Origin of the sequence: Promicromonospora sp. NPDC019610, assembly GCF_044389365.1 — a bacterium.
Taxonomy (GTDB): domain Bacteria; phylum Actinomycetota; class Actinomycetes; order Actinomycetales; family Cellulomonadaceae; genus Promicromonospora.
Genome location: NZ_JBIRXX010000003.1, coordinates 385,464 through 407,272, shown reverse-complemented (window position 1 = coordinate 407,272; position 21,809 = coordinate 385,464). Strand labels below are relative to the sequence as shown.

Below are 21,809 nucleotides of genomic sequence, written 5' to 3'. Positions count from 1 at the left end.
TGAGCCGGAGGCACAGCGGAGGGTAGGGGCCGAGGAACGAGAGCGTTGGTCCACCCGTTGACGGCAGTGTCAGAGGCTCAGGTCACCATGGTGACCTGAGCCTCTGACACATCCCGAGCTAGGAGCCCCATGCCGTTCGCCGACGAGCTCATCAGTGACACCACCGCCGCGACCCTGACCCGCGCGATCCGGGCGGCCGCCCCGGACGTCACGCTGCGGGCGCTGCCGGCGACCGCGGGCCGGCTCGCCGACCTCTCGCTGCGGGAGCGGGCAGACCTCCTGCGGGACGCGCTGCTCGCCGACCTGCCGGGCTCCTACGCGGACCTCGCCACGGTGGTACGCGCCGCACGCGACGGCGCGGAGCCGTTCGGGGGCTGGCTGATCTGGCCGGTCACCAGCGCGGTCGCGGCCCGGGCCGTCGAGGAGGGCACGGACGCGGCCTTCGACGACGCGATGGCGCTCCTGGCCGACCTCACCGGCCGGCTCTCCGCGGAGTTCGCCGTCCGCACGCTGCTGCGGCACGACCTGGACCGCGCCCTCGCCACGGCCACGGCGTGGGCCGGGTCGGACGACGTCGACGTGCGCCGCCTGGCCAGCGAGGGCACCCGCCCGTACCTGCCCTGGTCGGTCCGGGTACCGGAGATCCTGGCCCGTCCCGGGGTGACGGTGCCGGTGCTCGACGCCCTGTACCGGGACGAGAGCGAGTACGTGCGCCGTTCGGTGGCCAACCATCTCAACGACCTCAGCCGCGACCACCCGGAGCTCGTGGTCGCGACGGCGGGGCGCTGGCTCGCGGACCCCGCGCCGACAACGCCGGCCCTCGTGCGGCACGCGCTCCGCACGCTGGTCAAGCGCGGGGACGCGGGCGCTCTCACGCTGCTCGGGTTCGGCCCCGCGACGCTGGAGATCGCCGGGCCGGTGCTCGACGCCGCCCGCGTACCCTTCGGCGGCGCCGTCCGGTTCACGGCCGCGGTCCGCAACGTCGGGGCCGAGGAGGCGCGGCTGGCCATCGACTACGTGGTGCACCACCGCAAGGCCAACGGGTCGCAGACGACCAAGACCTTCAAGCTGACCACCCGGACGCTCGCCCCGGGCGAGCAGGTCGAGCTCAGCCGCGAGCACTCGTTCCGGCCGATCACCACGCGGCGCTACTACCCGGGGCCGCACGCGGTGACACTCCAGGTCAACGGGGTCGCGACTGACCCGGCGGTGTTCGAGCTGGACGCGCCGTCGCGCGACTGAGCGCAACGCCCAGGCAGCGGCGGCCTCATCCAGCGGCGGCGGCTCAGCGCAGCGACGTCCGGACGATCCCCGCGACCACGTCCGCGAGGTCCGCCGGGATCGGCCGGCCGCCGCTCAGGTACCGCCGCACCGCGGCGTAGGGCAGGTCGACGACGACCAGGAGCAGCTCCGTGGTCGAGACCGAGGTCTCGGCACGGACCCGCCGGGTCAGCCCACGGATCGCGTCGTTCCAGCGCGCGCTCTCCGCCGCCTCGGTGTTCCGGGCTGCCTCGGGCCAGGCGTCGGCCTCGAACCGCGCGCGGCCCGCGAGGAGCGCGTGCGCGTGGGCCGGCTCGGCCTGGCACCACCGCACGGTGTACGCGGCAAGCGCGGCCGCGGCGTCGACCGGGTCTCCCTCGAACAGCGGGTACGCGTCGCGGTGGTAGCTCTCGATCGCGCCGTTCCACAGGGCCGCGAGCAGGGCGGGCCGGTCGGGGAACCGGTAGTAGAGCGACCCGCTGGGCACGCCGGCCTCGCGGATGACGGCCGCCATGGTGACCTTCGCCGGCCCGCCCTCGCCGAGGATCCGGCCCGCGGCGTCGAGGATCGTCGAGGTGTCGTGGGTGGGCCGGGCCATGCGTTGACGGTACTGCAGCCCGTCGTTAGAGTCCTGTCTCTAGAGAGCGATCTCTACAACTGCTCCGAGAGGAACCCATGACACCGACCGCGGACGACGTCTATGCGGCGGCACCGTTCGTCAGGACGCTCGGCGTCGAGCTCGACCAGATCACGCCGGAGGCCGTCGTCGGCCGGCTGCCGTACGCGCAGCCGCTGTCCACGGTGGGCGGCGGCCTGCACGGCGGGGCCCTGATGGGGCTCGCCGACGGCGTCGCCGCCGTCTGCGCGTCGGTCAACGGGGCACCGGGGGCACTGCCCGCGACCGTCGACTCCACCACGCACTTCCTGCGCCCCGTCACGGGCACGGCGACCGCCACGGCCGTGCCCGTCCGGGCGGGCAGCCGCCAGGTGCTCGTCGAGGTCCGGGTGACCGACGAGACCGGCGAGCTGTGCGTGCACGTGCTCCAGACCGTGCGGCTGGTCCACCCGGCGTGACCGCACCGGACCGGGCGAGCCCCCTGCGCCCTCCTGGTCCGGCACGTCCGTCACGACGGCGCAGGCGTCAGCCGAACGTCATGGTGAAGACCTGCACGCCGGCCGGCACCTTCAGGTCGACGAGGCCCTTGGTCGGCTCGTCGCCCTCCAGCACGGGGTAGAGCCGCGGGTTCCCGGAGACGTCGATGTCGCGGGTCTGCTCCTCGCCGTCGGCCGTGACCGTCGCCTCGACGGTCCCCTCGCCGCCGAGCACCACGAAGACGTCGGTCGAGCGGTACGCGAGGCGCACGCCGGCGTCGTCGGACACCGCCTCCGCGCCCTGGAAGTCGACCTCCCACGTGCCCCCGAGCGAGAACGTGTCCTGCTGCTGCTCGTCCGCGAGCGTGAACTCCTCGCGGCCCGCCGCGTACTTCGGCTCGCCCGCGTAGTTGATCACGCGCTTGATCGAGAAGTACGTCTCGGGCGTGATCTCGTCGAGCGGCGTCGCGTCCCGCACCGTGGTCGCCCCGGGCAGCTCGACGCCGGGGTTGGCGTCGGCGAGCAGCTCGCGGATCAGGTTCTCGGTGCGCTGGTACCCGCCCTCGCCCAGGCGGATGTGCCGCACCGTGCCGTCGGCGTCGATGAGGTACTGGGCGGGCCAGTAGCGGTTCCGGTACGCCGTCCAGGTCGCGTACGAGTTGTCCTGCGCGATCGGGTAGGTCACGCCGAGGTCCTTCGCGCCCGCGATCACGTTGCGCGTCTCGCGCTCGAACGCGAACTCCGGCGTGTGCACACCGATCACCTCGAAGCCCTTGCCGACGTCGGCGTACTTGTCGTACCAGGCGCTGAGGTGCGGGATGGACCGCTGGCAGTTGATGCACGAGTAGGTCCAGAAGTCGACGAGCACCACCTGGCCGCGCATCGCCTCGAGCTGGAGCGCCTCGCCGTCCGGCGTGTTCAGCCACCGGTCGATGCCGCGGATCTCCGGCGCCGTGCCGCAGTCCTCCAGCACGGGCGCGCCGTTCGAGCAGTTGGACAGCTCACGGTTCTCGTCGGTCACGAGGCCGCCGAGGTCGAGCGCCTCGCGCACCGTCTCGGAGGAGTCGATGCGCTGCTGGAGCGCGCCCGTGTAGTCCGGGAGCAGCCGCTGGATCGCGGCGGGCACGTTGAAGGCCAGCGCGACCGCCAGCAGGATGACGACGATGCCGCCACCGGTGCGGATCGCCTTGGTGTGCCGCTGAAAGGCCTGCACCCGCTCGGCGATCCGCCGTCCGGCCAGGGCGAACAGGAGCAGCGGCAGCGCGGCGCCGACGGCGAACGACACGGTCAGCGCCACGGTCTCGACCCCGATGTTGCCCGTGGCGCCGGCGACCGTGATCGCCGCGAGCACCGGTCCGGCGCACGGCACATAGAGCACGCCGAGGCCGAGGCCCAGGACGAAGGCGCCGCGGTCCTGCCGGGCCGCGCCCCGCTTGGCCCCGAAGGCCGCGACGCGTTGGAAGGGCCGCTCCAGGATCATCTCGAACCGGGGCACGATCATGCCGACGCCCAGCAGCACCAGCAGCGTGATCCCGGCCCAGCGCAGCAGGTCCTGCGGCAGCCCCAGCACCGACAGCAGCAGGGAGCCGAGCAGTGTGAAGAAGCTGAAGCTGAGCACCAGGCCCGCGATCACGATGTAGGGGCGCAGGGACGGCCGGGTCCGGACGACGGTGTCCGGCGTCGCGGTGGCGACGGCACCCCCGCCCTCGGCGTCCGGCGCCTTCGGCCGGGCCCCCCCGCCCTCTCGGTGGCGCGCACCCTGCACGCCGCCCGCGAAGAAGACGGCCGGCAGCATCGGGAGGATGCACGGTGAGATTCCGGTGATCAGGCCCCCGAGCAGGCCGATGACGATGAGAGTTCCCATGTGGCGGGTTCGGCGCGCGGCCCGTTCCGGATGGGTACGGACCGGACACCCGACGCCCCGGAAAACTGATCTGCACCGACCCCCATCCGGGGAGCCGACGGCTCCGAACCCCGGTCAAGATGCCCCGCGAGACGCGGGGTGACGCCACACCGAGGAGAGACCGATGAACGCTCGAACCCGCACGTCCTACGCCGTCGCCGGTATCGCCACGCTGGCCATGCTCGGCCTCTCGGCCTGCAGCATGGACTCGTCGGGCGGAGACACCGGGTCTGAGGAGACGACGGCGTCCGAAGAGACCACCGAGCCGATGGACGAGGAGACCACCGAGGACGACGCCATGGTCGACCCGGCCGCGAACCTCGTGGGCCCCGGCTGTGCCGCCTACGCCGAGGAGGTGCCGGACGGCCCCGGCTCGGTCACCGGCATGTCCACCGACCCGGTGGCCGTGGCGGCCTCCAACAACCCGCTGCTGACGACCCTCGTCTCGGCCGTGAGCGGTGAGGTCAACCCCGACGTCGACCTCGTGGACACCCTCAACGGTGACGAGTTCACCGTGTTCGCCCCGGTCGACGACGCCTTCAAGGCGATCGACTCGAAGACCATGGACACCCTGTCCACGGACGGCGACCTGCTGACCGCGATCCTCACGTACCACGTGGTGCCCGGTCAGCTCACGCCCGACCAGGTGGTGGGCGAGCAGACGACCGTGCAGGGCGACACCGTCGAGGTCACCGGCAGCGGCGACGACCTCAAGGTGAACGACGCGAACGTCATCTGCGGCGGCGTCATGACCCAGAACGCGACCGTCTACCTCATCGACTCGGTGCTCATGCCGCCGATGTGATCCTCCCCGCCGTACGGCAGAGCGCTTGTCCCGAGGTCGGGACAGGCGCTCTGTCGTGTGCGGGCTTCCGGTGCGAGAGGCTCAGGACCGAGAGGCGTCAGGCACCCAGGACGACGATGGGCGCCGTCGTCGGCTGCTCGGAACCGGCCGCCGGCTCCACCGACACCGCCATGCCCACGCCGTGCTGCCCCTGGACGAGCGACGTCGCCTGGCCGTCGTGCGTGGCGAGCAGGCCCGCCGAGGAGACGCTGCCGTCCCCCTCCACGACCCAGAGCTGGTACGCCTGGTCCTGGTCGAGCTCCGGCAGACCCTCGGCACGGAAGAGCATCTCGTCGCCGGCGACCAGCACGGAGGCCTGGCCGCCGCCCTCGACGGCGCCGCGCAGGATCGAGCTGTCAGGGTCGGCCAGCATCTCGGAGACCACCTGCGCCTGCTCCCGCAGGCGGTCGCGCTCCGCGGTCACCTGGACGGCGATCGTGGTGGGCACGGCGATGGCGACCGCAGCGGCGACCGCGGCCACCGCGGTGCCCCAGCGCCGACGACGGCGGCGGCGGGCCGCGAGGTCCACGACGTCAGCGCTGCCCGGCGAGACGGCGGGCGCCGAGGGCGCCTCCGCCGGGAGGCCCTGGACCTGCGGCGTGCCCTGCACCCGCGCGAGCACCCCGGCCCGCAGCGCGGCGGGCGGCTCGGCCTCCACCACGAAGGCGGCGACGACGTCGCGGTACTCGTCGAGCGCGCGACGCGCGTCGGCGTCCGACGCGAGCAGCCGCTCGACCGCCTCGCGGTCGGCGTCGTCCAGGGCGTCCAGGGCGTACCCGGGGAGCAGGTCCCAGACGTCGCCGGTCACGCCGTCCGCCCCGGTGCCGGTCGTCCCGTCAGCCACGACGCACCTCCAGGCAGTCGCGGAGCCGGTTGAGGCCGTCGCGGATCCGGCTCTTGACGGTCGGCAGGGCCTTGTCGAGCCGCTCGGCGACCTCGCGGTAGGTCAGGCCGCCGTAGTACGCGACCACCACCGCCTCGCGCTGGGTCGGGGTGAGCCCCTCGATGCAGCGGCGCACGGCGGAACCCTCGAGGCGCCGTTCGACGTCCTCGACCACCACGTCCCGCTCGGACTCGTTGGTCCGCAGGTCCGTGTCCCGCTGGTCGCGGTCCCGGTGCGCCTGCTCCGACCGCACGCGGTCGACCGCACGCCGGCGCGCCAGCGTGGCGACCCAGGTGCGGGCGGAGCCGCGCGCGGCGTCGAACCGCGATGCCGTCTGCCACACCTCCACCATCACCTCCTGGGTCACCTCTGCCGCATGGTCGGGGTCGCGCAGGACGCCGAGCGACGCGCCGTAGGCTACCGGCCCCAGCGCGTCGTACACGGGCGTGAACGACGCCGGGTCGCCCCCGGCGCACGCCGTGAGCAGTGCGTCGACGGTGTCCCGTGACGAGGTCCGGACAGGTGGTGAGGCCACCGAACCAGTCTGCCCCACAACGGCCTCCGATCGTGTTTGCACCCGTGGTTCGGCGCGGTGGCGCTCCCGGATGGGACGACGCGGGGGTGACCCGTGTCACCAGTCGTGGACGGACCCGTCCTGGAGCCGGTTGACCGGCAGGTACCCGGGCTCGTACGGGTGCGCGGCCGCGAGCTCCTCGTCCAGCTCGACACCGATACCGGGAGCCTCGCCCGGGTGCAGGTGACCGTCCTCGAACGTGTACGCGTGCCGGAAGACCTCGTTCGTCAGGTCCGTGTGCCCGGAGTACTCCTGGATGCCGAAGTTGTGGATCGCCAGGTCGAGGTGGATCGCGGCGGCCATCCCCACGGGCGAGATGTCCTCCGGCCCGTGGATCGCGCTCTTGATCCCGCGCTGGCCCGCGTAGTCGAACAGCTTCTTCATGGGGCTGACGCCGCCGAAGTGCGTGACGGCGGAGCGCACGTAGTCGATGAGCCGGTCGTCGATCAGCGTCTGGTAGTCGAACACGGTGTTGAACACCTCGCCGATCGCCAGCGGCGTCGTCGTGTGCTGCCGCACCAGACGCAGCGCCTCCTGGTCCTCGGCGGGGGTGCAGTCCTCCAGCCAGAACAGGTCGTACGGCTCCAGGTCCTTGCCGAGGCGGGCGGCCTCGATCGGGGACAGCCGGTGGTGCGCGTCGTGCAGCAGCGGCAGGTCCGGACCGAACTCGTTGCGCACGGCCTCGAAGACCTTCGGGATGTACCGCAAGTAGGCGGCGGTGTCCCAGTCCTCGACGGCCGGCCGCGCCAGGACGTCGGGCGCGGAGCCGTCGTCCGACGTCGTCGTGTGGACGCCGTAGACCGACTTCAGGCCCGGCACGCCGCTCTGGATGCGGATGCTCTGGTAGCCGCGCTCCTGGAGCGCCCGCACGGAGTCGAAGATCTCGGGCAGGCTGGAGCCGTTGGCGTGCCCGTAGGCGCGGACCCGGTCGCGGCTGGCGCCGCCCAGGAGCTGGTACAGCGGCAGGCCGGCGACCTTGGCCTTGATGTCCCACAGGGCGACGTCGACGGCGGCGATCGCCGCCATGGTCACCGGGCCGCGGCGCCAGTAGGCGCCCCGGTAGAGGTACTGCCAGGTGTCCTCGATGCGGTGCGGGTCGCGGCCGATCAGCAGCGGCGCGACGTGGTCGCGCAGGTAGCTGACGACAGCCAGCTCGCGGCCGTTCAGGGTGGCGTCGCCCAGCCCGGTCACGCCGTCGTCCGTGGTGATCTGGAGCGTGACGAAGTTGCGGCCGGGCGACGTGACGACGACCTTCGCGTCGACGATCTTCATGCGGAAACCTTCTGTCGGTGGTGGGGGAAGCAGGAGTGCGGGCGTCAGCCCTTGGTAGCGCCGGCGGTGAGGCCCGCCACGAGGAAACGCTGCCCGAAGATCGCGGCCAGCAGGACGGGCACAGTCATGAGGGTGGCAGCCGCCATGAGCCCGCCCCAGTCGGTGCTGGCGTAGGACATGAAGTTGAACAGCAGCACGGGCATCGTCATCGTGCGCTCGTCCGCGAGGATCAGCGCGAAGATGAAGTTGTTCCAGCTGAAGATGAACGCCAGCACCGCGGCGGACGCCGTGCCAGGCGCCGCGAGGGGCAGCGCGATCCGCAGGAACGCCCCGAAGGCGGACAGGCCGTCGGTCCGTGCGGCGTCCTCCAGCTCGACCGGCAGGCCCTCGAAGAAGCCGATCATGATCCACAGGATCAGCGGCACGGAGACGAACATGTGGCTCAGGATCAGCACCAGGTGGCTGCCCACCAGGCCGAGCTGCGCGAACATGTAGTACCAGGGCACGAGCAGCGAGATGGCCGGGATGATGCGGGCCACGAGGACCGTCGAGCCGGTGCGGCGCATCCGGAACCGGCCCACCGCCCAGGCGGCCGGCACGGCGATGACCACGCTCAGCGCCGTCGAGACGACGCCGATGACCAGCGAGTTGAGCAGCGAGTGCAGCAGCGCGCCGTCGGCCAGGACGTTCCGGAAGTTGTCCCAGGTGGGCGAGAAGACCAGGCCCACCGTCGGATCGGTGACCTGCACGTTCGTCTTGAAGGCGGCGGCGATCATCCAGACGATCGGCAGCGCGATCACCGCGCACACGACGGTGATCAGCACGCCGCGCAGGACGCGGAAGGTGGTGGTGGCGCTCACGAGGCGCTCCTCTCGGTGCGGCGCCGCAGCACGACCACGATCGCGACGATGAACAGCGTGAACAGGACGAGCACCGCGGAGGCGAGGCCGTACTCCTGGTAGTCGAAGGTCAGGCCGTACGCGTAGACGTTGAGCGTCTCGGCCTCGAAGTCCGAGCCGCCGCCCGGCCCCTTGGTCGCGTAGATGAGGTCGAACGTCTTGAGGGCGTCGACGCCGCGCAGCACCAGGGCCGTCAGGATGGTGGTGCGGAGCATCGGCAGGATGATGTGCACGAACCGCTGCCAGGCGTTGGCTCCGTCGACCCGGGCGGCCTCCTCCGGCTCCTCGGGCAGCGTGGTCAGGCCGGCCAGCAGCAGGATGGTCATCATCGGGGTCCACTGCCACACGTCGATGAGCATCAGGGTGGGCAGCGACTGCGACACCGACCCGAGGAACTCCTGCGGCGGGATGCCCACGAAGCCGAGCAGGTGGTTCGCGATGCCGTTGGTCGGGTCGAGGATGAGCATCCACAGGATGCCGATGGCGACCGGGGTGGCCAGCAGCGGCACCATCAGGATGGTGCGCACGATCTCCATGCCACGGAACGCCTTGCGCATGAGCATCGCCAGGGCCAGCCCGAGCACGGTCTCCAGCACGACGGCGCCGAGCGTGAACGTCACGGTGCGGCCGACGGTGGGCCAGAACCGGCGCGTGTCCGTCAGGGCGTCGGCGAAGTTCTGCAGGCCCACGTAGGAGCTGCCCGCGTTCACGGCGCCGAAGGCGTCGGTGAGGCTGAGGTTGATCGTGAAGACCAGCGGGAACGCGATCATCAGGCCCACGAAGCCCAGCGCGGGCGCGAGCAGCGCCCACTTGAGGCGGCGGTTCGCCTGCTCGAAGGTCACGAACGCCGTGCCGGACGGCGCCGCTCGGCGCGTGCTGCTCCCGGGGCCGGCGGCGGCACGGGTGGTGGTGGTCGTCATCAGAACTCCTGCTGACGGTTGTCGCGGACGAGGAAGTCGTTGAACTCGGCGTCGGCGTCGGCGGCGACGGACGCGACGTCCTCGCCGACGATGCCGGAGACCAGCGGACGGCCGACGATGTCGCGGGCGCGGCCCACCTGCATCACCTCGGGGCGGTCGTGCCCCACGCCGTTGGCCGCGTTGATCCGCATGGCCTCGGCGAGGTCGGCCGGGAAGGACGCCAGGGTCGCCGGGTCGTCCCAGACGGACTGGCGCGCGCCCGGGATGCCCTCGGACTGCAGGCGGGCGACCATCTCGGGGCTGGAGGCCCAGCGGAGGAACTCCCACGAGTCGTCCCGCAGCAGCGAGAACTCGTTGATCGCCAGGCTCCACGACGGGATGTTGTGCGGCACGGAACCCGCCTGACCTGCGGGGAAGGGTGCGAAGCCCACGGTGTCGGACACGGTGGAGATCGACGTGTCGAGGAAGTTGCTGTAGATCGCGTCGGCGTCGACGTACATCGCGGCCTTGCCCTGCGCGAAGATCGGCATGGCCTGCTCGAGGCTCATGTTGGTGGCCCCGGGCGGGCCGGCGTCGTGCAGCAGGCGGCCGTAGAACTCGTAGGCGGCGACCGCCTCGGGCGTGCCGATGCCCGACCGGCCGTCGACCGTGAAGTCACCGCCGAACGAGTAGAGGAAGCTCGACCACTGGGTGACGGCGCCGGCCCGCTGGCCGCGGCCGACGAACCCGAAGAAGCCCTCGGTGCGCCGCTGGGTCTCCAGGGCGATGTCGAGCATGTCGTCGAGGGTCCGCGGCGCCCCGCCGAACTCCTCGAGCAGGTCCTTGCGGTAGTACAGCGCCGGGCGTTCGCTGACGACGGGGACGCTGACCGCGGCGCCCGCCGTGATCGACCGCTCGCGCGGGGCGTCCTGGAAGTCGGTCCAGCGGTAGTCGGCGTCGCCCTCGACCCGGTCGGTGAGGTCGGCGATCCAGCCGTTGCGCGCGAACATCATCTGGTCCTGCAGCGGCCGGATCGTCATGACGTCGATGTCGGTGGCCGAGGCGTTGAGCTTGACGTTGAAGCTGGAGGTGAGCTGGTCGGCGGTGAGCATCCGCAGGGACACCCGGCGGCCGATCCGCTCCTCGAACTCGGGGAGGTAGCGGCTGATCGCCTGTGTCCAGACGTGGTTGATCGCGAGCACCCGCAGCGGGGCGTCCGGGCTCGCCGTCCGCGGGCTGCCCGAGCAGGCGGCCAGCACGGACGCCGCGGCGAGCACGCCGAACGACCGCCGGCTCAGCTCGATGCCCCGCGCCGCCCGCGGCCTGAGTAGATACGTCATGACGGAACGTCACACCTCCATGTGTGCCCAGGCCCGTTGAGTGCTGGGTATTTGCGCTCTCAGGGGCTGAAAGCGCGCAGATATCCCGCACTCAACGGGGGAAGGAGCGTCAGTGGTCCAACTGGTAGGACCAGTTGGACGCTAGCACGGTGCCGGGGGCGGGTCCAAAGTCGCTGTTGGGTTTACGGAGCGGCGCGGGCCCCGCTGACGACGCCCTCGTCGCGCGGCTCACTCATGCGCATCGAGGATCTGGTCCACCTCGGACTCCGTCAGGAATCCGCCGTCGAGCAGCGCCTCGACATCCTCCTCGGACGAACCTGGCAGCACACCGTCAACAGGGTCGACCCGGCGAGGCACCCAGGCCTCGGTCGCGCGAAGGCGCGCGAGCATCTGCTCGGTCGAGAGCTTGCCCGCGTGCCGTTCCAGCACGATCTCCTCGACCGACTCACCGACGGGGGCGATATTCGACATGGCAACCTCCTGCCACCAGGCTAGGTGTCATTCCCTTGAGCCAACGATCGTGTGTTCTCAGACCTGTCCGACCTGAAGTCGTGCAGCGCTGATGAAATGTCTCGTGGCGGACCAGCTCCGGATCGAGACGGTTCTCCCCGCGTCCCGCAAAGAACCGGTCCATGCGGCTGTGCCGGTAGCTCGTGAGCGCTCCCGCGAATACCGTGTACGCGCTCACGCGGTCCTGCCTGAGCCGCTCTTCTCGGGCGAGATCCTCCTGCTGCTTGACGGTGCTCTTCTGGACCCAATAAGTCGCGAGCACTCCCAGAAGGGTGCCGAACACAGCGAAGAGACCTGTCGCGATGGTTTCCACGATCGTCATCCAAGCAGGCAGAACATGATGCCGACTAGCGCGAGACGACTCCGCCTACCGCTCCAGCAGGGTCTCGATGTGGCGGGACGCCATCAGGTCCAGGCCCACGTCGAGGTCCGGGCCGTAGGTGCGCAGGCCGAGCGCGAGGTGCTCCCGCATCCGCTCCCGGGCGAGCGCGACGTCGCGCGCCTGGATCGCCTCGACGATCTCGGGGTGGTGCGGCACGCCCGGCTCCCCGATCCGCGGGTCGGAGTTGGAGCGCAGCATCATCTCGAACATCATGCCGCCGATCGACGACAGCATGATGCGCAGCACCGGGTTGCCGCACGCGGCGGCGATGGTGTCGTGGAACCGGAGGTCCTCGCGCGCCTTGTCGACGACGTCGCCGGCCGACTCCACCCGGTCGAGCGCCTGCACGATGGCGTCGACCTGCTCGTCCGTGGCCCGCTCCGTCGCGAGCCCGGCGATCTCGACCTCGAGCGGGATCCGCGCCTCGATGAGCTGCCGCACCGTGGGCCGCTCGGTGCGGTAGAGGGCGTCGTAGCCCCGTGCATGCGCCGACGACTGCTCGGTGACGAACGACCCGCGGCCCGGCGCGACCTCGATCAGGTCGGTGGCCTCCAGCCGGCGCAGCACCTCGCGGATCACGTTCCGGCTCGCCCCGAACTGCACCGCGAGCTCGCGCTCGGACGGCAGCTTGGAACCCACGGCCCACTCCCCCGTGCGGATCTGCTGCTCGAGCTGGCGTGCGATGTGCTCGGTGAGCAGACCCCTGCGGCCGGTCGTTCCCGTGTCACGGGGATCCGGCGGCGGCACGAGGGGGGATGTCATGCGTCGAGGATAAGCACCGGCGGGACCGGCTCAGCACTGCTCGTAGGCGTACGCCTCGTCGTCGGGGCCCACCAGGTCGCGGTCGCGCAGGATCGCCAGCGGGGCGCGGTCCGGGTCGGCACAGACGGCGTCGAACCCGTCCGGGAGGTTGTCGGTGTACTCGATCTGCAGCACGTTCTGGCCGTAGACGCCGGTGTAGGCGCCGCACTCGGCGTACGCCGCGCACTCCTCGGTCACGGCGAAGTCGAACCCGAGGTCGCGCCCCACCGCCGTGGCCTCCGCGGCGTTCTTCTGCCCGACGGCGAGGCCCGCCTCGTGCGCGAGGTCGATGTACGCCCTGGCCAGCGCCAGGGCGGCGTCCTTCTCGATCCGGCCGCTGTCCGGCTCCGTGAACCGCGTCCAGGTGTCGAGGTTGTCGATCTCGACACCGGCGAAGCCCGCGGCGGCGCAGTCCGTGATCACGGGGCCGAGCAGGTCGAGGATGCGGCCGCGCTGGCCGTCGGTCGACGGGTCCAGGACGTACTCGTCCGGCCAGTCCGGGTCCACGACCAGCTCCCCCGCCGCGTCGTGGAGCAGCAGGTCCTCGTTGTCGCCGAGCCAGAGGTCCGCCTGGTCGGGCTGGGTCTGGAAGCCGTTGACGTAGCAGATGCCGTAGGCACCGTCCGCGGGTTCGGCGGTGGCGTCCCGCACGACGACGTCGAGGCCGCCGTCCGGCTCGTAGGCGGTGCCGAGCTGGTAGTCGAACCGGCCCGACGTCGGCGGGAGGGTCACCGCGGCGTCGCCGGGTCCGGTGTCGGTGCCGGCGCCCGCCCCGCCGTCGTCCGAGGCCGGAGCGCTGCCGGAGCCTTCCTCCGGACCGGCCGTCGGGCTGCTCTGGCAGGCCGTGAGCGCGAGGGCGACGAGGACGGCGACGATCAGCTGCGGCATCCGCCGATCGTAACGAGCGCCGCCGCTGGACAAGCGGCCGGCGGACGCGTCACGGCGTCGTCACAACTTCCCTTTGAGGCCCGGGTTTCTTCGCTTTGCGAGTCCGCACAGCGAAGAAACCCGGGCCTCAAAGGGGAGTTCCGGAGCCGACGTCAGGCGACGTCAGCCCACGTCAGGCGACGTCAGCCCACGTCAACCCCCCTCAGCCCGCGATCGCCTCCGCGATCGGCGTGCTGCCGTTGCCGAAGGCGATGGTGCGGCCCACCGTGCTGTCGTCGAGCAGGACGGCGGCGATCACCCCGGCGACGTCGGCGCGCGCGACGCGGCCGTCACCCGGCTCGGCCACCTCGATGAGCCCCGTCGGCTCGTCCAGCGTGAGCGGGCCGGGCTGGAGGATCGTGTGGTCGAGCCCGGTGCCGCGCAGGTGCTCGTCGGCCGCCGCCTTGGCCTCCGCGTAGGGGAAGAACGAGCTGCCCTCGGGCACGCCGTGGTCGGGGCCCGCGCCGAGGTAGGACACCATCACGTAGCGCGCGACGCCCGCCGCCTTCGCGGCGTCCATCGACCGGATCGCGGCGTCGCGGTCGACGGCGTAGGTGCGCGCCGGGTTGCCACCACCGGCGCCCGCCGACCAGACGACGGCGTCCTGCCCGCGCACCAGGTCCGTGAGGCCCGCGGTGTCGAGCTGCTCGACGTCGGCGACCAGCGGCGTCGCCCCCGTGGCCGCGACCTCCTCCTGGTGGTCCGGGTTGCGGAAGACGCTGGTGACCTCGTCACCCCGCTCGACGAGCAGGGGCGCGAGCCGCAGCGCGATCTTTCCGTGGCCGCCGATGATGAGAACGCGGGACATGGTGCTTCCTTCCGTCAGGGACCGCTCCAGGCTATGCCGGAAGGCCCCGGACGCCGCTCCCAGGACCGGCGGGATCGCTCAGGGCAGAGCGTTCACGACAGGTACGGCCGCAGCGCCCCGAAGGCGAAGTCCATGAGCGACCGCCCGAGCCGGGCGTCCCGGGCCTGGGCGCTGGGCTCGACCAGCTCGCCGTCGTCGAAGTAGTCGCCCGCGCGCACCGGCCCCGTGACCGCGGCGAGGACGTTGTCGGCCCCGTGCCGCACCGAGACCCCGCCGACGCTGAACATCGCGTGCAGCAGCGGCGTGCTGATCACGCCGGGGCTGAGGCTCACGGGTGTGACGCCTCGGCCGGTCAGCCGGTCCGCGAGCCACCGGGTGTACAGGATGATCGCGAGCTTGGAGCGGGCGTAGGCCCGGACGGCCTCGTAGCCGCGCTCCAGCTCGATGTCCGCCAGGTCGAGCTCGGTCATCTCGTGCGTGGCCGACGCGAGGTTGACCACGCGGGCGTCGTCCGCGAGCGCCGGCAGCAGCCGCTCGGTGAGGAGCACCATCGCGAGGAAGTTCACCTGGAGCGTGCGTTCGTGCTCGTCCTTCGTGACCTGGCGGGTGGTCGCGCCGGGGACGCCCGCGTTGTTGACGACGGCGTCGATCGGCCCCACGGCCAGTGCGGCCATGGTGTCGGCGGCGTCGGCGACGTCCGCGAGCGACTCGAAGTCGCACTGGACGTAGCGGACCTCGGCGGCCCCCTCGCTGAGCACGTGGAGCGCCGGGCGCACCATGGTCTCCGGCTCGGGGCCCTGGACGATCACCTGCCGGACGCGACCGACCAGCTCGCGCGCGGTCTGGAGCCCGATGCCACCTGTCGCACCGGTGACGATCACTGTCGAGTTCTCGGAGATCATGCCGCTCCTCATGGCTCACCTGCCACGAGCGTAAGCAGGCGAACGGCCGGTAGTAACCCCCGTTTAGCCGGTTTCACCCGGTGCGTCCAGACGCGGCCGGGATGCACCACCTCGACGTGGCGGCCGCCGCCTCCACGCGGCCGGGCGCCCGACCCGCCGCCGGACGTATCACTCCAAGCATTCGCGCTGCCCGTGTGGCTGCTGGTATCCCTGGGACGGAGCCGCCGCCACGTTCTCGACATCGAGGGAAGATGATGAACGCACCTGGCCTGCCCGACGCCGAGACGATCGAGACCGTCCTCGCGTCCCGAGAGGGCGCCTGGGGCCCTGGGGCGCGCGTCCTGTCGGTGCGCGACCTCTCGCAGGGCCTCAGCCGGGCCGCCGTGCTGCGGGTCTGCGTGGCGGTTCCGCACGCGGAGCCGTCCGCCTGGATCGTCAAGGTGCCGGGTTGGGGCCAGCCCTCCCTGCTCGACTCGCGCGACGGCGGGCTGGACCACCGCGAGGCCCGCTTCTTCCGGAGCGGCCTCCCCGCCCTGCTCCCGCGCGGCACGACGACGCCGCCCCACGTCACCGTGGTCGAGCACAACGGGCTCGACTGGATCGTGATGCGCGACGTCGACGCCGTGCTGCAGCAGAGCTGGACACCCGCGACCGCCGCCGTCGCCGCCGAGCGGGCCGCGCTGCTGCACGTGCCCGGCGACCTGGAGCCCGCCCTGCTCGGCGCCCCCTGGCTGGAGACGGCGGGCTACGCCGCCTACGCCCACCACGTGCCGGACGGGCACGAGAACCTCGACGCCCTGCCCGGCGACCCGCGGCTCCGGAACCTCTTCACCCCCGAGCAGGTCGACGCGCTGCACGCCGGGCTGGACGCCGCGGACGAGCTCGCGGCGCGCGCGGCGGAGCTGCCGACCACCCTCGTCCACGGCGACCTCACGCCCCGCAACGCGGGCCTGACCGCGGACGGCGCCCTGGTGCTCATCGACTGGGAGCACGTCGGCGTGGGGCCTGTCGGTTACGACCTCGGCACGTTCGTCTCCATGTACCGGGCCTTCGGCGGTCACGGCGAGCTGGACGAGCCGGCCGTCCTCGACGTCTACGCCGAGACCGTCAGCGCCCTGGCGGGCACCGACCTGCGCCCGGCGGCCGCCCTCGGCTTCGCCGTCGCGCACCTCACGTGGGGGCTGCACCTGCGGCTCGGCCCGGGGCTGACCGCCGTCCGCCAGGGCCTGAACAGCCACGCCCCGGCGCGGCTCGCCGCGCACCTCCACGACATCCGGTCGGGGTGCCTGCGCGCGCTGTCCTGGGCGCCGGTGACCCAAGCCGTCACCGCGGGCCGCTGAGCCTCCCCGACACCAGGCGGACCGGAAGTTGACGGGGGGTTCAAGTTAGACCTACCGTCTTGGGCATGACAACGAGTGACCCGGTCGTGGAAGCGACCCCGGTGGTCGAGACCCCTGTGGAGGTGACCCCCGGTGCCGTCGACGGCACCCCGGCCGCCCCCTCCCCGTTCCAGCTCCTGCCCGCGGACGACGCGTTCGGCGTCTGCTCCGTGGACGGGGTGTGCTCCTGATGGCCGGTGCGTTCGGCCGGGCCGCCGACAAGCTCGTGATCGACGTGTGGAGCGACGTGATGTGCCCGTTCTGCTACATGGGCGACGCGCTCCTGGAGCAGGCCCTGGAGCAGTTCCCGCACTCCGCCCAGGTCGAGGTGCGCTACCACAGCTTCCTGCTGATGCCGCAGCTCACCGAGGACGCACCGGTGGACCTCATGGACCTGCTGGCGGCCGAGAAGGGCTTCCCGCGCGAGCAGGCCGCGGCCATGCACGAGCAGATCTCGGAGCGCGGCCGGCAGCTCGGGCTGGACTACCGCTTCGAGCAGGCGAAGGCCGTGGGCACGCGCACGGCACACCAGCTCAGCCACTTCGCGGCCGGTCACGGCAAGCAGCACGAGATGGTCCAGCGGCTGTTCCGGGCCTACTTCACCGACGGCCTGAACGTCGCGGACCACCAGGTCCTGGGTGACCTGGCCGCCGAGGTCGGCCTGGACCGCGACGCCGCCCTCGCGGCCCTCGCCGCCGAGGAGTTCGCCGACGCCGTCGAGGCCGACATCCGGCAGGCCCGGCAGTACGGGATCCAGGGTGTGCCGTTCTTCGTGTTCGCCGGCAAGTACGCGGTCTCCGGCGCGCAGCCGGTGGAGTCGTTCGTGCGCACGCTGGAGACGAGCTGGAACGAGACGGTCGGCTCCCCCGCCGTCGCCGGGACGGCTCGATGACCGCTGACCCGCCGCGCCTGAGGGCCGACGCGCGGCGCAACGTCGAGGGCATCCGGCTCGCCGCCCTCGACGTGTTCCGCGCGGGCGGGCTGAACAGCCCGCTGGACGAGGTCGCGCGGGCGGCGGGCGTCAGCAAGGGCACCATCTACCACCGCTTCGGCGGCCGGCAGGGCCTGATCGACGCCGTGGTGGAGGACCTGTTCGCCGAACGGATCTCGGGCATCATCACGGCGGTGAGCGCCATCGAGGACCCCGTCGAGCGGTTCGAGAGCTACCTGCGGCAGATCTGGCTGCTCTCGTTCGACGAGCCCGCGGCGAACGACGTGCTGCTGCGCGCGCAGCCCGGCTCCGGGATGCTGATGGCGCTGTGCGAGCGCGCCAGCGAGGTCGTGGGCGGGTTCCTCGCCGACGCCCGGGCGACCGGCGGGATCCGCGCCGACCTCACGCCGGACGACGTCGACGTGCTGATCTGGGAGCGCGGCATCATCGCCCGCGCCTGTGAGCGGCGCCAGCGCGAGGACTTCGTCCGCAGCTGCGAGCACACCCTGCGGGGCCTGCGCAGCGACGCCTGACGTCGGCAGTCTGCGGGCGCTTCGGCGGTCCTTCCTTGAGGTCGGCAGTCTGCATCGAGGTCGGCACAGGCCTGTGCCGACCTCGATGCAGACTGCCGACGTCACGAGGAGCGGCCGATCTCCGGGACCTGCACGCACAGCATCTGAAGGTCGGCGCCGGCACGCCCTGACGCAGCCCGCCGGTCGGCAGCCAGCGGCCAGGTCGGCAGCCAGCAGCCAGGTCGGCAGCCAGCAGCCACCTCCGACGAGGAGAGAAAAGAGCAGGGCCGTCGCCGGCCGGTGACACTAGGCTCCCGCGCGTGATCGTGACCGACCTCGACGGCCTGCCCGTGCGCCTGCGGGCGCCGCACGACCTGTCCTTCACGGCCCGCTGGGGCCGTGTCTTCGCCGTCCTGGACGACCAGGACTCGGGCAACCTCTGCCTCGGGGTCGAGGGGCCGGCGGGCCGGGTGTTCGTCAAGTACGCGGGCGCCCCCACCCTGCGGTACGACGGCGACGTCGCGGAGGCCGTCGCGCGGGTCCGCCGGGCCTCCGAGGTCTACCGGGCGCTCGCCCACCCCACGCTCGTGACCCTGCGCGAGGCCGTCGACGTCGGGGCCGGCCACGCCCTGGTGTTCGACTGGACCGACGCGACACCCGTCGGCCGGCAGTACGAGCAGTCACAGGTGGTGCGGTCCCTCGACCTGGCCGCCCGGGTCGACGCCGTCCGACAGGTCTACGACTTCCACGCGCACGCGGCCGCGCTCGGCTGGGTCGCCGTCGACCTGTACGACGGCTCCGTGCTGATCGACCCGCGGAGCGGGCGCGTCGTCCTGTGCGACCTCGACCTCTACGAGCCCGCGCCGACGGTCAACCGGATGGGGCGGATGTGGGGGTCGTCCCGGTTCATGTCGCCCGAGGAGTACGTGCTCGGTGCGCCGATCGACGAGGTCACGAACGTCGTCGCGCTCGGGACGCTCGCGCACACGTTCCTGGGAGACGATGCCACGCGGTCGCCCGCGGCCTGGGCGGGCTCGGCCGCGCAGCTCGCCGTCGCCGACCGCGCGGTGCACCCCGACCGCGACGAGCGCTGGCCGTCGGTCGCCGCACTCGCCGAGGCGTGGCGAGCCGCCGGGGGCTGACCGGCCCGCCGGCGGGCCTGGCGGGCCGCCGGCGACTGAGCCGGGCGGGCCGGGCCGCCGCTGTTAGCCTTCCGGCATGCCGGACAGCACGAGCAGCAGCGCGAGCAGCGGACACCCCGACCGGACCGCCCCGTCGGCCTACGGCGCACCCGTCTCGCCGCAGGGCGTGGACGCCCCGCTGCGCCGGTCGGCCGTCTTCCTCACGCTGGTCGTGGCGGACGGCGACGAGGCGATGAGCACCGTCCGCGAGGTGCTCGCCGACCTCGGCGGCCTGGTCAAGACCGTCGGCTTCCGGGACCTGGCGAACCCGGTCTCGTGCACCGTCGGCATCGGCAGCCGGATCTGGACGGGGCTGACCGGGCGGGAGCAGCCGGCCGAGCTCCACCCCTTCCGCGAGATCGCCGGCGCCACGCACACGGCGGTCTCCACCCCGGGTGACCTGCTGTTCCACATCTGGTCGGACCGTCAGGACCTCTGCTTCGAGCTGGAGCGTCTGCTGCTCGCCGCGCTCGGCACCGCGGTCACCACCGCCGACGAGGTGTCGGGCTTCCGCTACTTCGACACCCGCGACCTGCTCGGCTTTGTCGACGGCACCGCCAACCCGGTGGGCGCGGAGCTGCCGGAGTCCACCCTGGTGGGCGACGAGGACCCGGCGTTCGCCGGCGGCAGCTACGTCGTCGTGCAGAAGTACCTGCACACCCTCGCCGCCTGGCAGGCGCTGCCGACCGAGCAGCAGGAGCGGATCATCGGCCGCACCAAGGCGGACGGCGTCGAGCTCGACGACGCGGCCGCCGGGCAGAAGTCGCACAAGACGCTCGCCACGATCACCGACGAGGACGGCGAGCACGACATCCTGCGCGACAACATGCCGTTCGGCCGGCCGGGGCACGGCGAGTTCGGCACCTACTTCATCGGGTACGCCCGCCACCTGTGGGTCATCGAGCGGATGCTGGAGCGCATGTTCGTGGGCGACCCGCCCGGCCTCCACGACCGGATCCTCGACTTCTCGACGCCGCAGACCGGCACCACGTTCTTCGTACCGCCCACGTCGGTGCTCGACGCGCTGGGCTGACGACCTTCACCGCTTTCGGGTGAGGTGCGCCTACCCCGCAGGCTCCTAGCGTGCAGACGCACCTTCCCACCGCGACGAAGCGGAGCCCCGTGCGCACCGACGAGCCGGAACCCCGCCGCACCGGCCGGCACGCCAGTACCGACGAGCCGGACGGGCCGCCGGGGCCGCACGCGCGCGCCGAACCGCACGAGCCCGGCGAGCCGCACCGGCCCGGCGAACCGCACGAGCCCGGCGAGTCGCTCAAGAAACGCGCCTCGTACCTGTACGGCCTGATCATCACCGGCTCGGTGCTCGCGTCCGCCCCGGCAGACCTCGGGCTCGTGCGGGTCGCGGGGCTGCTGGGCGGCACGTTGTTCGTCTACTGGAGCGCCGAGTCGTACGCGCACCTCATCGCCGCGCGGACCCTCGTGCGGCGACCCCTGCGCTCCGGCGAGCGCCGCCACGTGCTCGCCGAGGGGCTGCCGATCATCGCGGCGTGCACGGTGCCCGTCGTCGTGCTGCTGATGGAGGCGGTGCTGCGCGTGCCCGCGCCCGTCGCCGTCGACATCGCCCTCGTCGTCAACCTGGTGCTGCTCATGGTCGTGGGCTGGCGCATGAGCAGCGTCAGCGGGCTGACGGGAGTCAAGCACCTGGGCGCGACGCTGGCGGCGGGGCTGCTGGGCGTCGCCATGATCGGGCTCAAGCTGGCGTTGCACTAACGGTCGCGGGGTGCCGCGTCGGGCGCCCGGTCGGCGTCGTCCGGCGGGCCGGCGGGCCCGGTGTGCAGCACCTCGCGGGCCTGCTCGGCGGCACGCACGATGCTCTCGCTGATGAAGTCGAGGAACCGGGCGATGTTCTCCAGGCGCGCCGCGGCGGGGGTGCTCGCCCCGAGCACGACGACGCCCTGCCGGGCGGTCTCGGCGAGCAGGTCGTTGGACCGAGCGCTGGCGATCGTCGACTGGTACCAGACGTCGTTGTCCGCGACGTACCGCTCGCGGCGTCCCTCGTCCCGCTCCCGCCGCACGAGGCCCTGGCTCTCGAGGAACGTGATCGCCTTGGAGACGGACGCCGGGCTGACCTGGAGGCGCTGCACGAGGTCCGCGGCGGTCACGCTGCCGGCGTCGGTGGTGAACACGCAGGTCAGCACCCGGGCGGTCATCTTGGACAGGCCAGAGGCCATGAGCACGCCGGTGAGCGCCTCCTCGAACTCGGCCACGGCGGCGGCGTCGCGCCCGTGGGCCTGCGGGGCCGCCTGCGCCGCGCGCGGCGCGGCCTGCCGGCTCCGGTGGGCGCGCCGCTCCGTGGCGCGGTGCGCCAGCTCGGCGCGGTAGCCACCCGGCCCGCCGTTGCGCAGCACCTCGCGCGTGACCGTCGACGTCGGCCGGTCCAGCCGGCGCGCGATCTCGGCGTACGACAGGTCGTCCGCGAGGCCCAGCGCGATCTGCTGGCGCTCCTGCTTGGTGAGTCGGCCTCCCGGCATCGCGGTCTCCTCCGTGCT

25 protein-coding genes are annotated in these 21,809 nt (G+C 72.4%); 10 read left to right on the top strand and 15 right to left on the bottom strand.

Translation table 11 applies throughout. The features are described 5' to 3' along the window. Nucleotides 1-129: 129 nt before the first annotated feature. Nucleotides 130-1,242: a DNA alkylation repair protein gene (locus ACH45N_RS23055; protein WP_397398270.1), complete on the top strand. Its 1,113-nt coding sequence runs from the start codon at nucleotides 130-132 to the stop codon at nucleotides 1,240-1,242. A 43-nt stretch (nucleotides 1,243-1,285) separates the two neighbouring features. Here the strand turns inward: ACH45N_RS23055 and ACH45N_RS23050 are convergent, their stop codons facing one another. Then, nucleotides 1,286-1,858, bottom strand: coding sequence for a TetR/AcrR family transcriptional regulator (locus ACH45N_RS23050; protein WP_397398268.1), 573 nt, complete (start codon nucleotides 1,856-1,858; stop codon nucleotides 1,286-1,288). A 77-nt stretch (nucleotides 1,859-1,935) separates the two neighbouring features. On the opposite strand from ACH45N_RS23050, the gene ACH45N_RS23045 reads away from it, so the two are divergent. Beyond that, nucleotides 1,936-2,334: a PaaI family thioesterase gene (locus ACH45N_RS23045; protein WP_397398266.1), complete on the top strand. Its 399-nt coding sequence runs from the start codon at nucleotides 1,936-1,938 to the stop codon at nucleotides 2,332-2,334. A 67-nt stretch (nucleotides 2,335-2,401) separates the two neighbouring features. On the opposite strand, the gene ACH45N_RS23040 is transcribed toward ACH45N_RS23045, so the two are convergent. Beyond that, nucleotides 2,402-4,216 carry a cytochrome c biogenesis protein CcdA gene (locus tag ACH45N_RS23040; protein WP_397398264.1) on the bottom strand — a complete coding sequence of 605 codons (1,815 nt, stop codon included), beginning with the start codon at nucleotides 4,214-4,216 and terminating at the stop codon, nucleotides 2,402-2,404. Between the two features lie 163 nt (nucleotides 4,217-4,379). On the opposite strand from ACH45N_RS23040, the gene ACH45N_RS23035 reads away from it, so the two are divergent. Continuing rightward, complete coding sequence (locus ACH45N_RS23035) at nucleotides 4,380-5,060, top strand: fasciclin domain-containing protein (RefSeq protein ID WP_397398262.1); 681 nt, start codon at nucleotides 4,380-4,382, stop codon at nucleotides 5,058-5,060. A gap of 97 nt (nucleotides 5,061-5,157) precedes the next feature. Here ACH45N_RS23035 and ACH45N_RS23030 read toward each other — a convergent pair whose 3' ends face one another. The 12 genes from ACH45N_RS23030 to ACH45N_RS22975 form a co-directional block, all read right to left on the bottom strand. After that, a complete protein-coding gene (locus ACH45N_RS23030; RefSeq protein WP_397398260.1) occupies nucleotides 5,158-5,943 on the bottom strand; it encodes an anti-sigma factor domain-containing protein in 786 nt (261 codons plus the stop codon). After that, nucleotides 5,936-6,517 carry an ECF RNA polymerase sigma factor SigK gene (gene sigK / locus ACH45N_RS23025; RefSeq protein WP_397398258.1) on the bottom strand — a complete coding sequence of 194 codons (582 nt, stop codon included), beginning with the start codon at nucleotides 6,515-6,517 and terminating at the stop codon, nucleotides 5,936-5,938. Before sigK ends, ACH45N_RS23030 begins: the two co-directional genes overlap by 8 nt. Nucleotides 6,518-6,613: 96 nt before the next feature. Continuing rightward, entirely contained in the window at nucleotides 6,614-7,828 is a 1,215-nt protein-coding gene (manD, locus tag ACH45N_RS23020) for a D-mannonate dehydratase ManD (protein ID WP_020017137.1), read from the bottom strand. Between the two features lie 44 nt (nucleotides 7,829-7,872). After that, nucleotides 7,873-8,688, bottom strand: coding sequence for a carbohydrate ABC transporter permease (locus ACH45N_RS23015; RefSeq protein ID WP_397398256.1), 816 nt, complete (start codon nucleotides 8,686-8,688; stop codon nucleotides 7,873-7,875). After that, complete coding sequence (locus tag ACH45N_RS23010) at nucleotides 8,685-9,647, bottom strand: carbohydrate ABC transporter permease (RefSeq protein WP_397398254.1); 963 nt, start codon at nucleotides 9,645-9,647, stop codon at nucleotides 8,685-8,687. The genes ACH45N_RS23015 and ACH45N_RS23010 overlap by 4 nt, the downstream gene beginning before the upstream one ends. After that, complete coding sequence (locus ACH45N_RS23005; RefSeq protein ID WP_397398252.1) at nucleotides 9,647-10,966, bottom strand: extracellular solute-binding protein; 1,320 nt, start codon at nucleotides 10,964-10,966, stop codon at nucleotides 9,647-9,649. Before ACH45N_RS23005 ends, ACH45N_RS23010 begins: the two co-directional genes overlap by 1 nt. A gap of 228 nt (nucleotides 10,967-11,194) precedes the next feature. Next, a complete protein-coding gene (locus tag ACH45N_RS23000) occupies nucleotides 11,195-11,437 on the bottom strand; it encodes a hypothetical protein (RefSeq protein WP_397398250.1) in 243 nt (80 codons plus the stop codon). Then, nucleotides 11,412-11,798, bottom strand: coding sequence for a hypothetical protein (locus ACH45N_RS22995; RefSeq protein ID WP_397398248.1), 387 nt, complete (start codon nucleotides 11,796-11,798; stop codon nucleotides 11,412-11,414). Before ACH45N_RS22995 ends, ACH45N_RS23000 begins: the two co-directional genes overlap by 26 nt. Before the next feature lie 45 nt (nucleotides 11,799-11,843). Continuing rightward, nucleotides 11,844-12,620 carry a FadR/GntR family transcriptional regulator gene (locus tag ACH45N_RS22990; protein ID WP_397398246.1) on the bottom strand — a complete coding sequence of 259 codons (777 nt, stop codon included), beginning with the start codon at nucleotides 12,618-12,620 and terminating at the stop codon, nucleotides 11,844-11,846. A 30-nt stretch (nucleotides 12,621-12,650) separates the two neighbouring features. Further along, nucleotides 12,651-13,547 carry an endo alpha-1,4 polygalactosaminidase gene (locus tag ACH45N_RS22985; protein WP_397398244.1) on the bottom strand — a complete coding sequence of 299 codons (897 nt, stop codon included), beginning with the start codon at nucleotides 13,545-13,547 and terminating at the stop codon, nucleotides 12,651-12,653. A gap of 202 nt (nucleotides 13,548-13,749) precedes the next feature. Continuing rightward, complete coding sequence (locus tag ACH45N_RS22980) at nucleotides 13,750-14,394, bottom strand: SDR family oxidoreductase (protein WP_397398242.1); 645 nt, start codon at nucleotides 14,392-14,394, stop codon at nucleotides 13,750-13,752. A 92-nt stretch (nucleotides 14,395-14,486) separates the two neighbouring features. Then, nucleotides 14,487-15,296, bottom strand: a complete 810-nt coding sequence (locus tag ACH45N_RS22975) for an SDR family NAD(P)-dependent oxidoreductase (protein WP_397398240.1) — start codon at nucleotides 15,294-15,296, stop codon at nucleotides 14,487-14,489. A 251-nt stretch (nucleotides 15,297-15,547) separates the two neighbouring features. On the opposite strand from ACH45N_RS22975, the gene ACH45N_RS22970 reads away from it, so the two are divergent. The 7 genes from ACH45N_RS22970 to ACH45N_RS22940 all read left to right on the top strand — a co-directional run bounded on the left by ACH45N_RS22970 (nucleotide 15,548) and on the right by ACH45N_RS22940 (nucleotide 21,030). After that, nucleotides 15,548-16,636, top strand: a complete 1,089-nt coding sequence (locus ACH45N_RS22970) for a phosphotransferase family protein (RefSeq protein WP_397398238.1) — start codon at nucleotides 15,548-15,550, stop codon at nucleotides 16,634-16,636. A gap of 65 nt (nucleotides 16,637-16,701) precedes the next feature. Beyond that, nucleotides 16,702-16,866, top strand: coding sequence for a hypothetical protein (locus ACH45N_RS22965; RefSeq protein WP_397398236.1), 165 nt, complete (start codon nucleotides 16,702-16,704; stop codon nucleotides 16,864-16,866). Further along, nucleotides 16,866-17,567 carry a DsbA family oxidoreductase gene (locus ACH45N_RS22960; RefSeq protein ID WP_397398234.1) on the top strand — a complete coding sequence of 234 codons (702 nt, stop codon included), beginning with the start codon at nucleotides 16,866-16,868 and terminating at the stop codon, nucleotides 17,565-17,567. The genes ACH45N_RS22965 and ACH45N_RS22960 overlap by 1 nt, the downstream gene beginning before the upstream one ends. Next, complete coding sequence (locus ACH45N_RS22955; protein WP_397398231.1) at nucleotides 17,564-18,139, top strand: TetR/AcrR family transcriptional regulator; 576 nt, start codon at nucleotides 17,564-17,566, stop codon at nucleotides 18,137-18,139. Before ACH45N_RS22960 ends, ACH45N_RS22955 begins: the two co-directional genes overlap by 4 nt. A gap of 299 nt (nucleotides 18,140-18,438) precedes the next feature. Then, nucleotides 18,439-19,260: a hypothetical protein gene (locus tag ACH45N_RS22950; protein ID WP_397398229.1), complete on the top strand. Its 822-nt coding sequence runs from the start codon at nucleotides 18,439-18,441 to the stop codon at nucleotides 19,258-19,260. A gap of 76 nt (nucleotides 19,261-19,336) precedes the next feature. Next, nucleotides 19,337-20,332: a Dyp-type peroxidase gene (locus tag ACH45N_RS22945; RefSeq protein ID WP_397398227.1), complete on the top strand. Its 996-nt coding sequence runs from the start codon at nucleotides 19,337-19,339 to the stop codon at nucleotides 20,330-20,332. A 50-nt stretch (nucleotides 20,333-20,382) separates the two neighbouring features. Further along, a complete protein-coding gene (locus ACH45N_RS22940; RefSeq protein ID WP_397398225.1) occupies nucleotides 20,383-21,030 on the top strand; it encodes a hypothetical protein in 648 nt (215 codons plus the stop codon). Here the strand turns inward: ACH45N_RS22940 and ACH45N_RS22935 are convergent. Beyond that, nucleotides 21,027-21,791, bottom strand: coding sequence for a helix-turn-helix domain-containing protein (locus ACH45N_RS22935; protein ID WP_397398223.1), 765 nt, complete (start codon nucleotides 21,789-21,791; stop codon nucleotides 21,027-21,029). The two genes, ACH45N_RS22940 and ACH45N_RS22935, sit on opposite strands and share 4 nt — an antisense overlap. Between the last annotated feature and the right edge of the window lie 18 nt (nucleotides 21,792-21,809).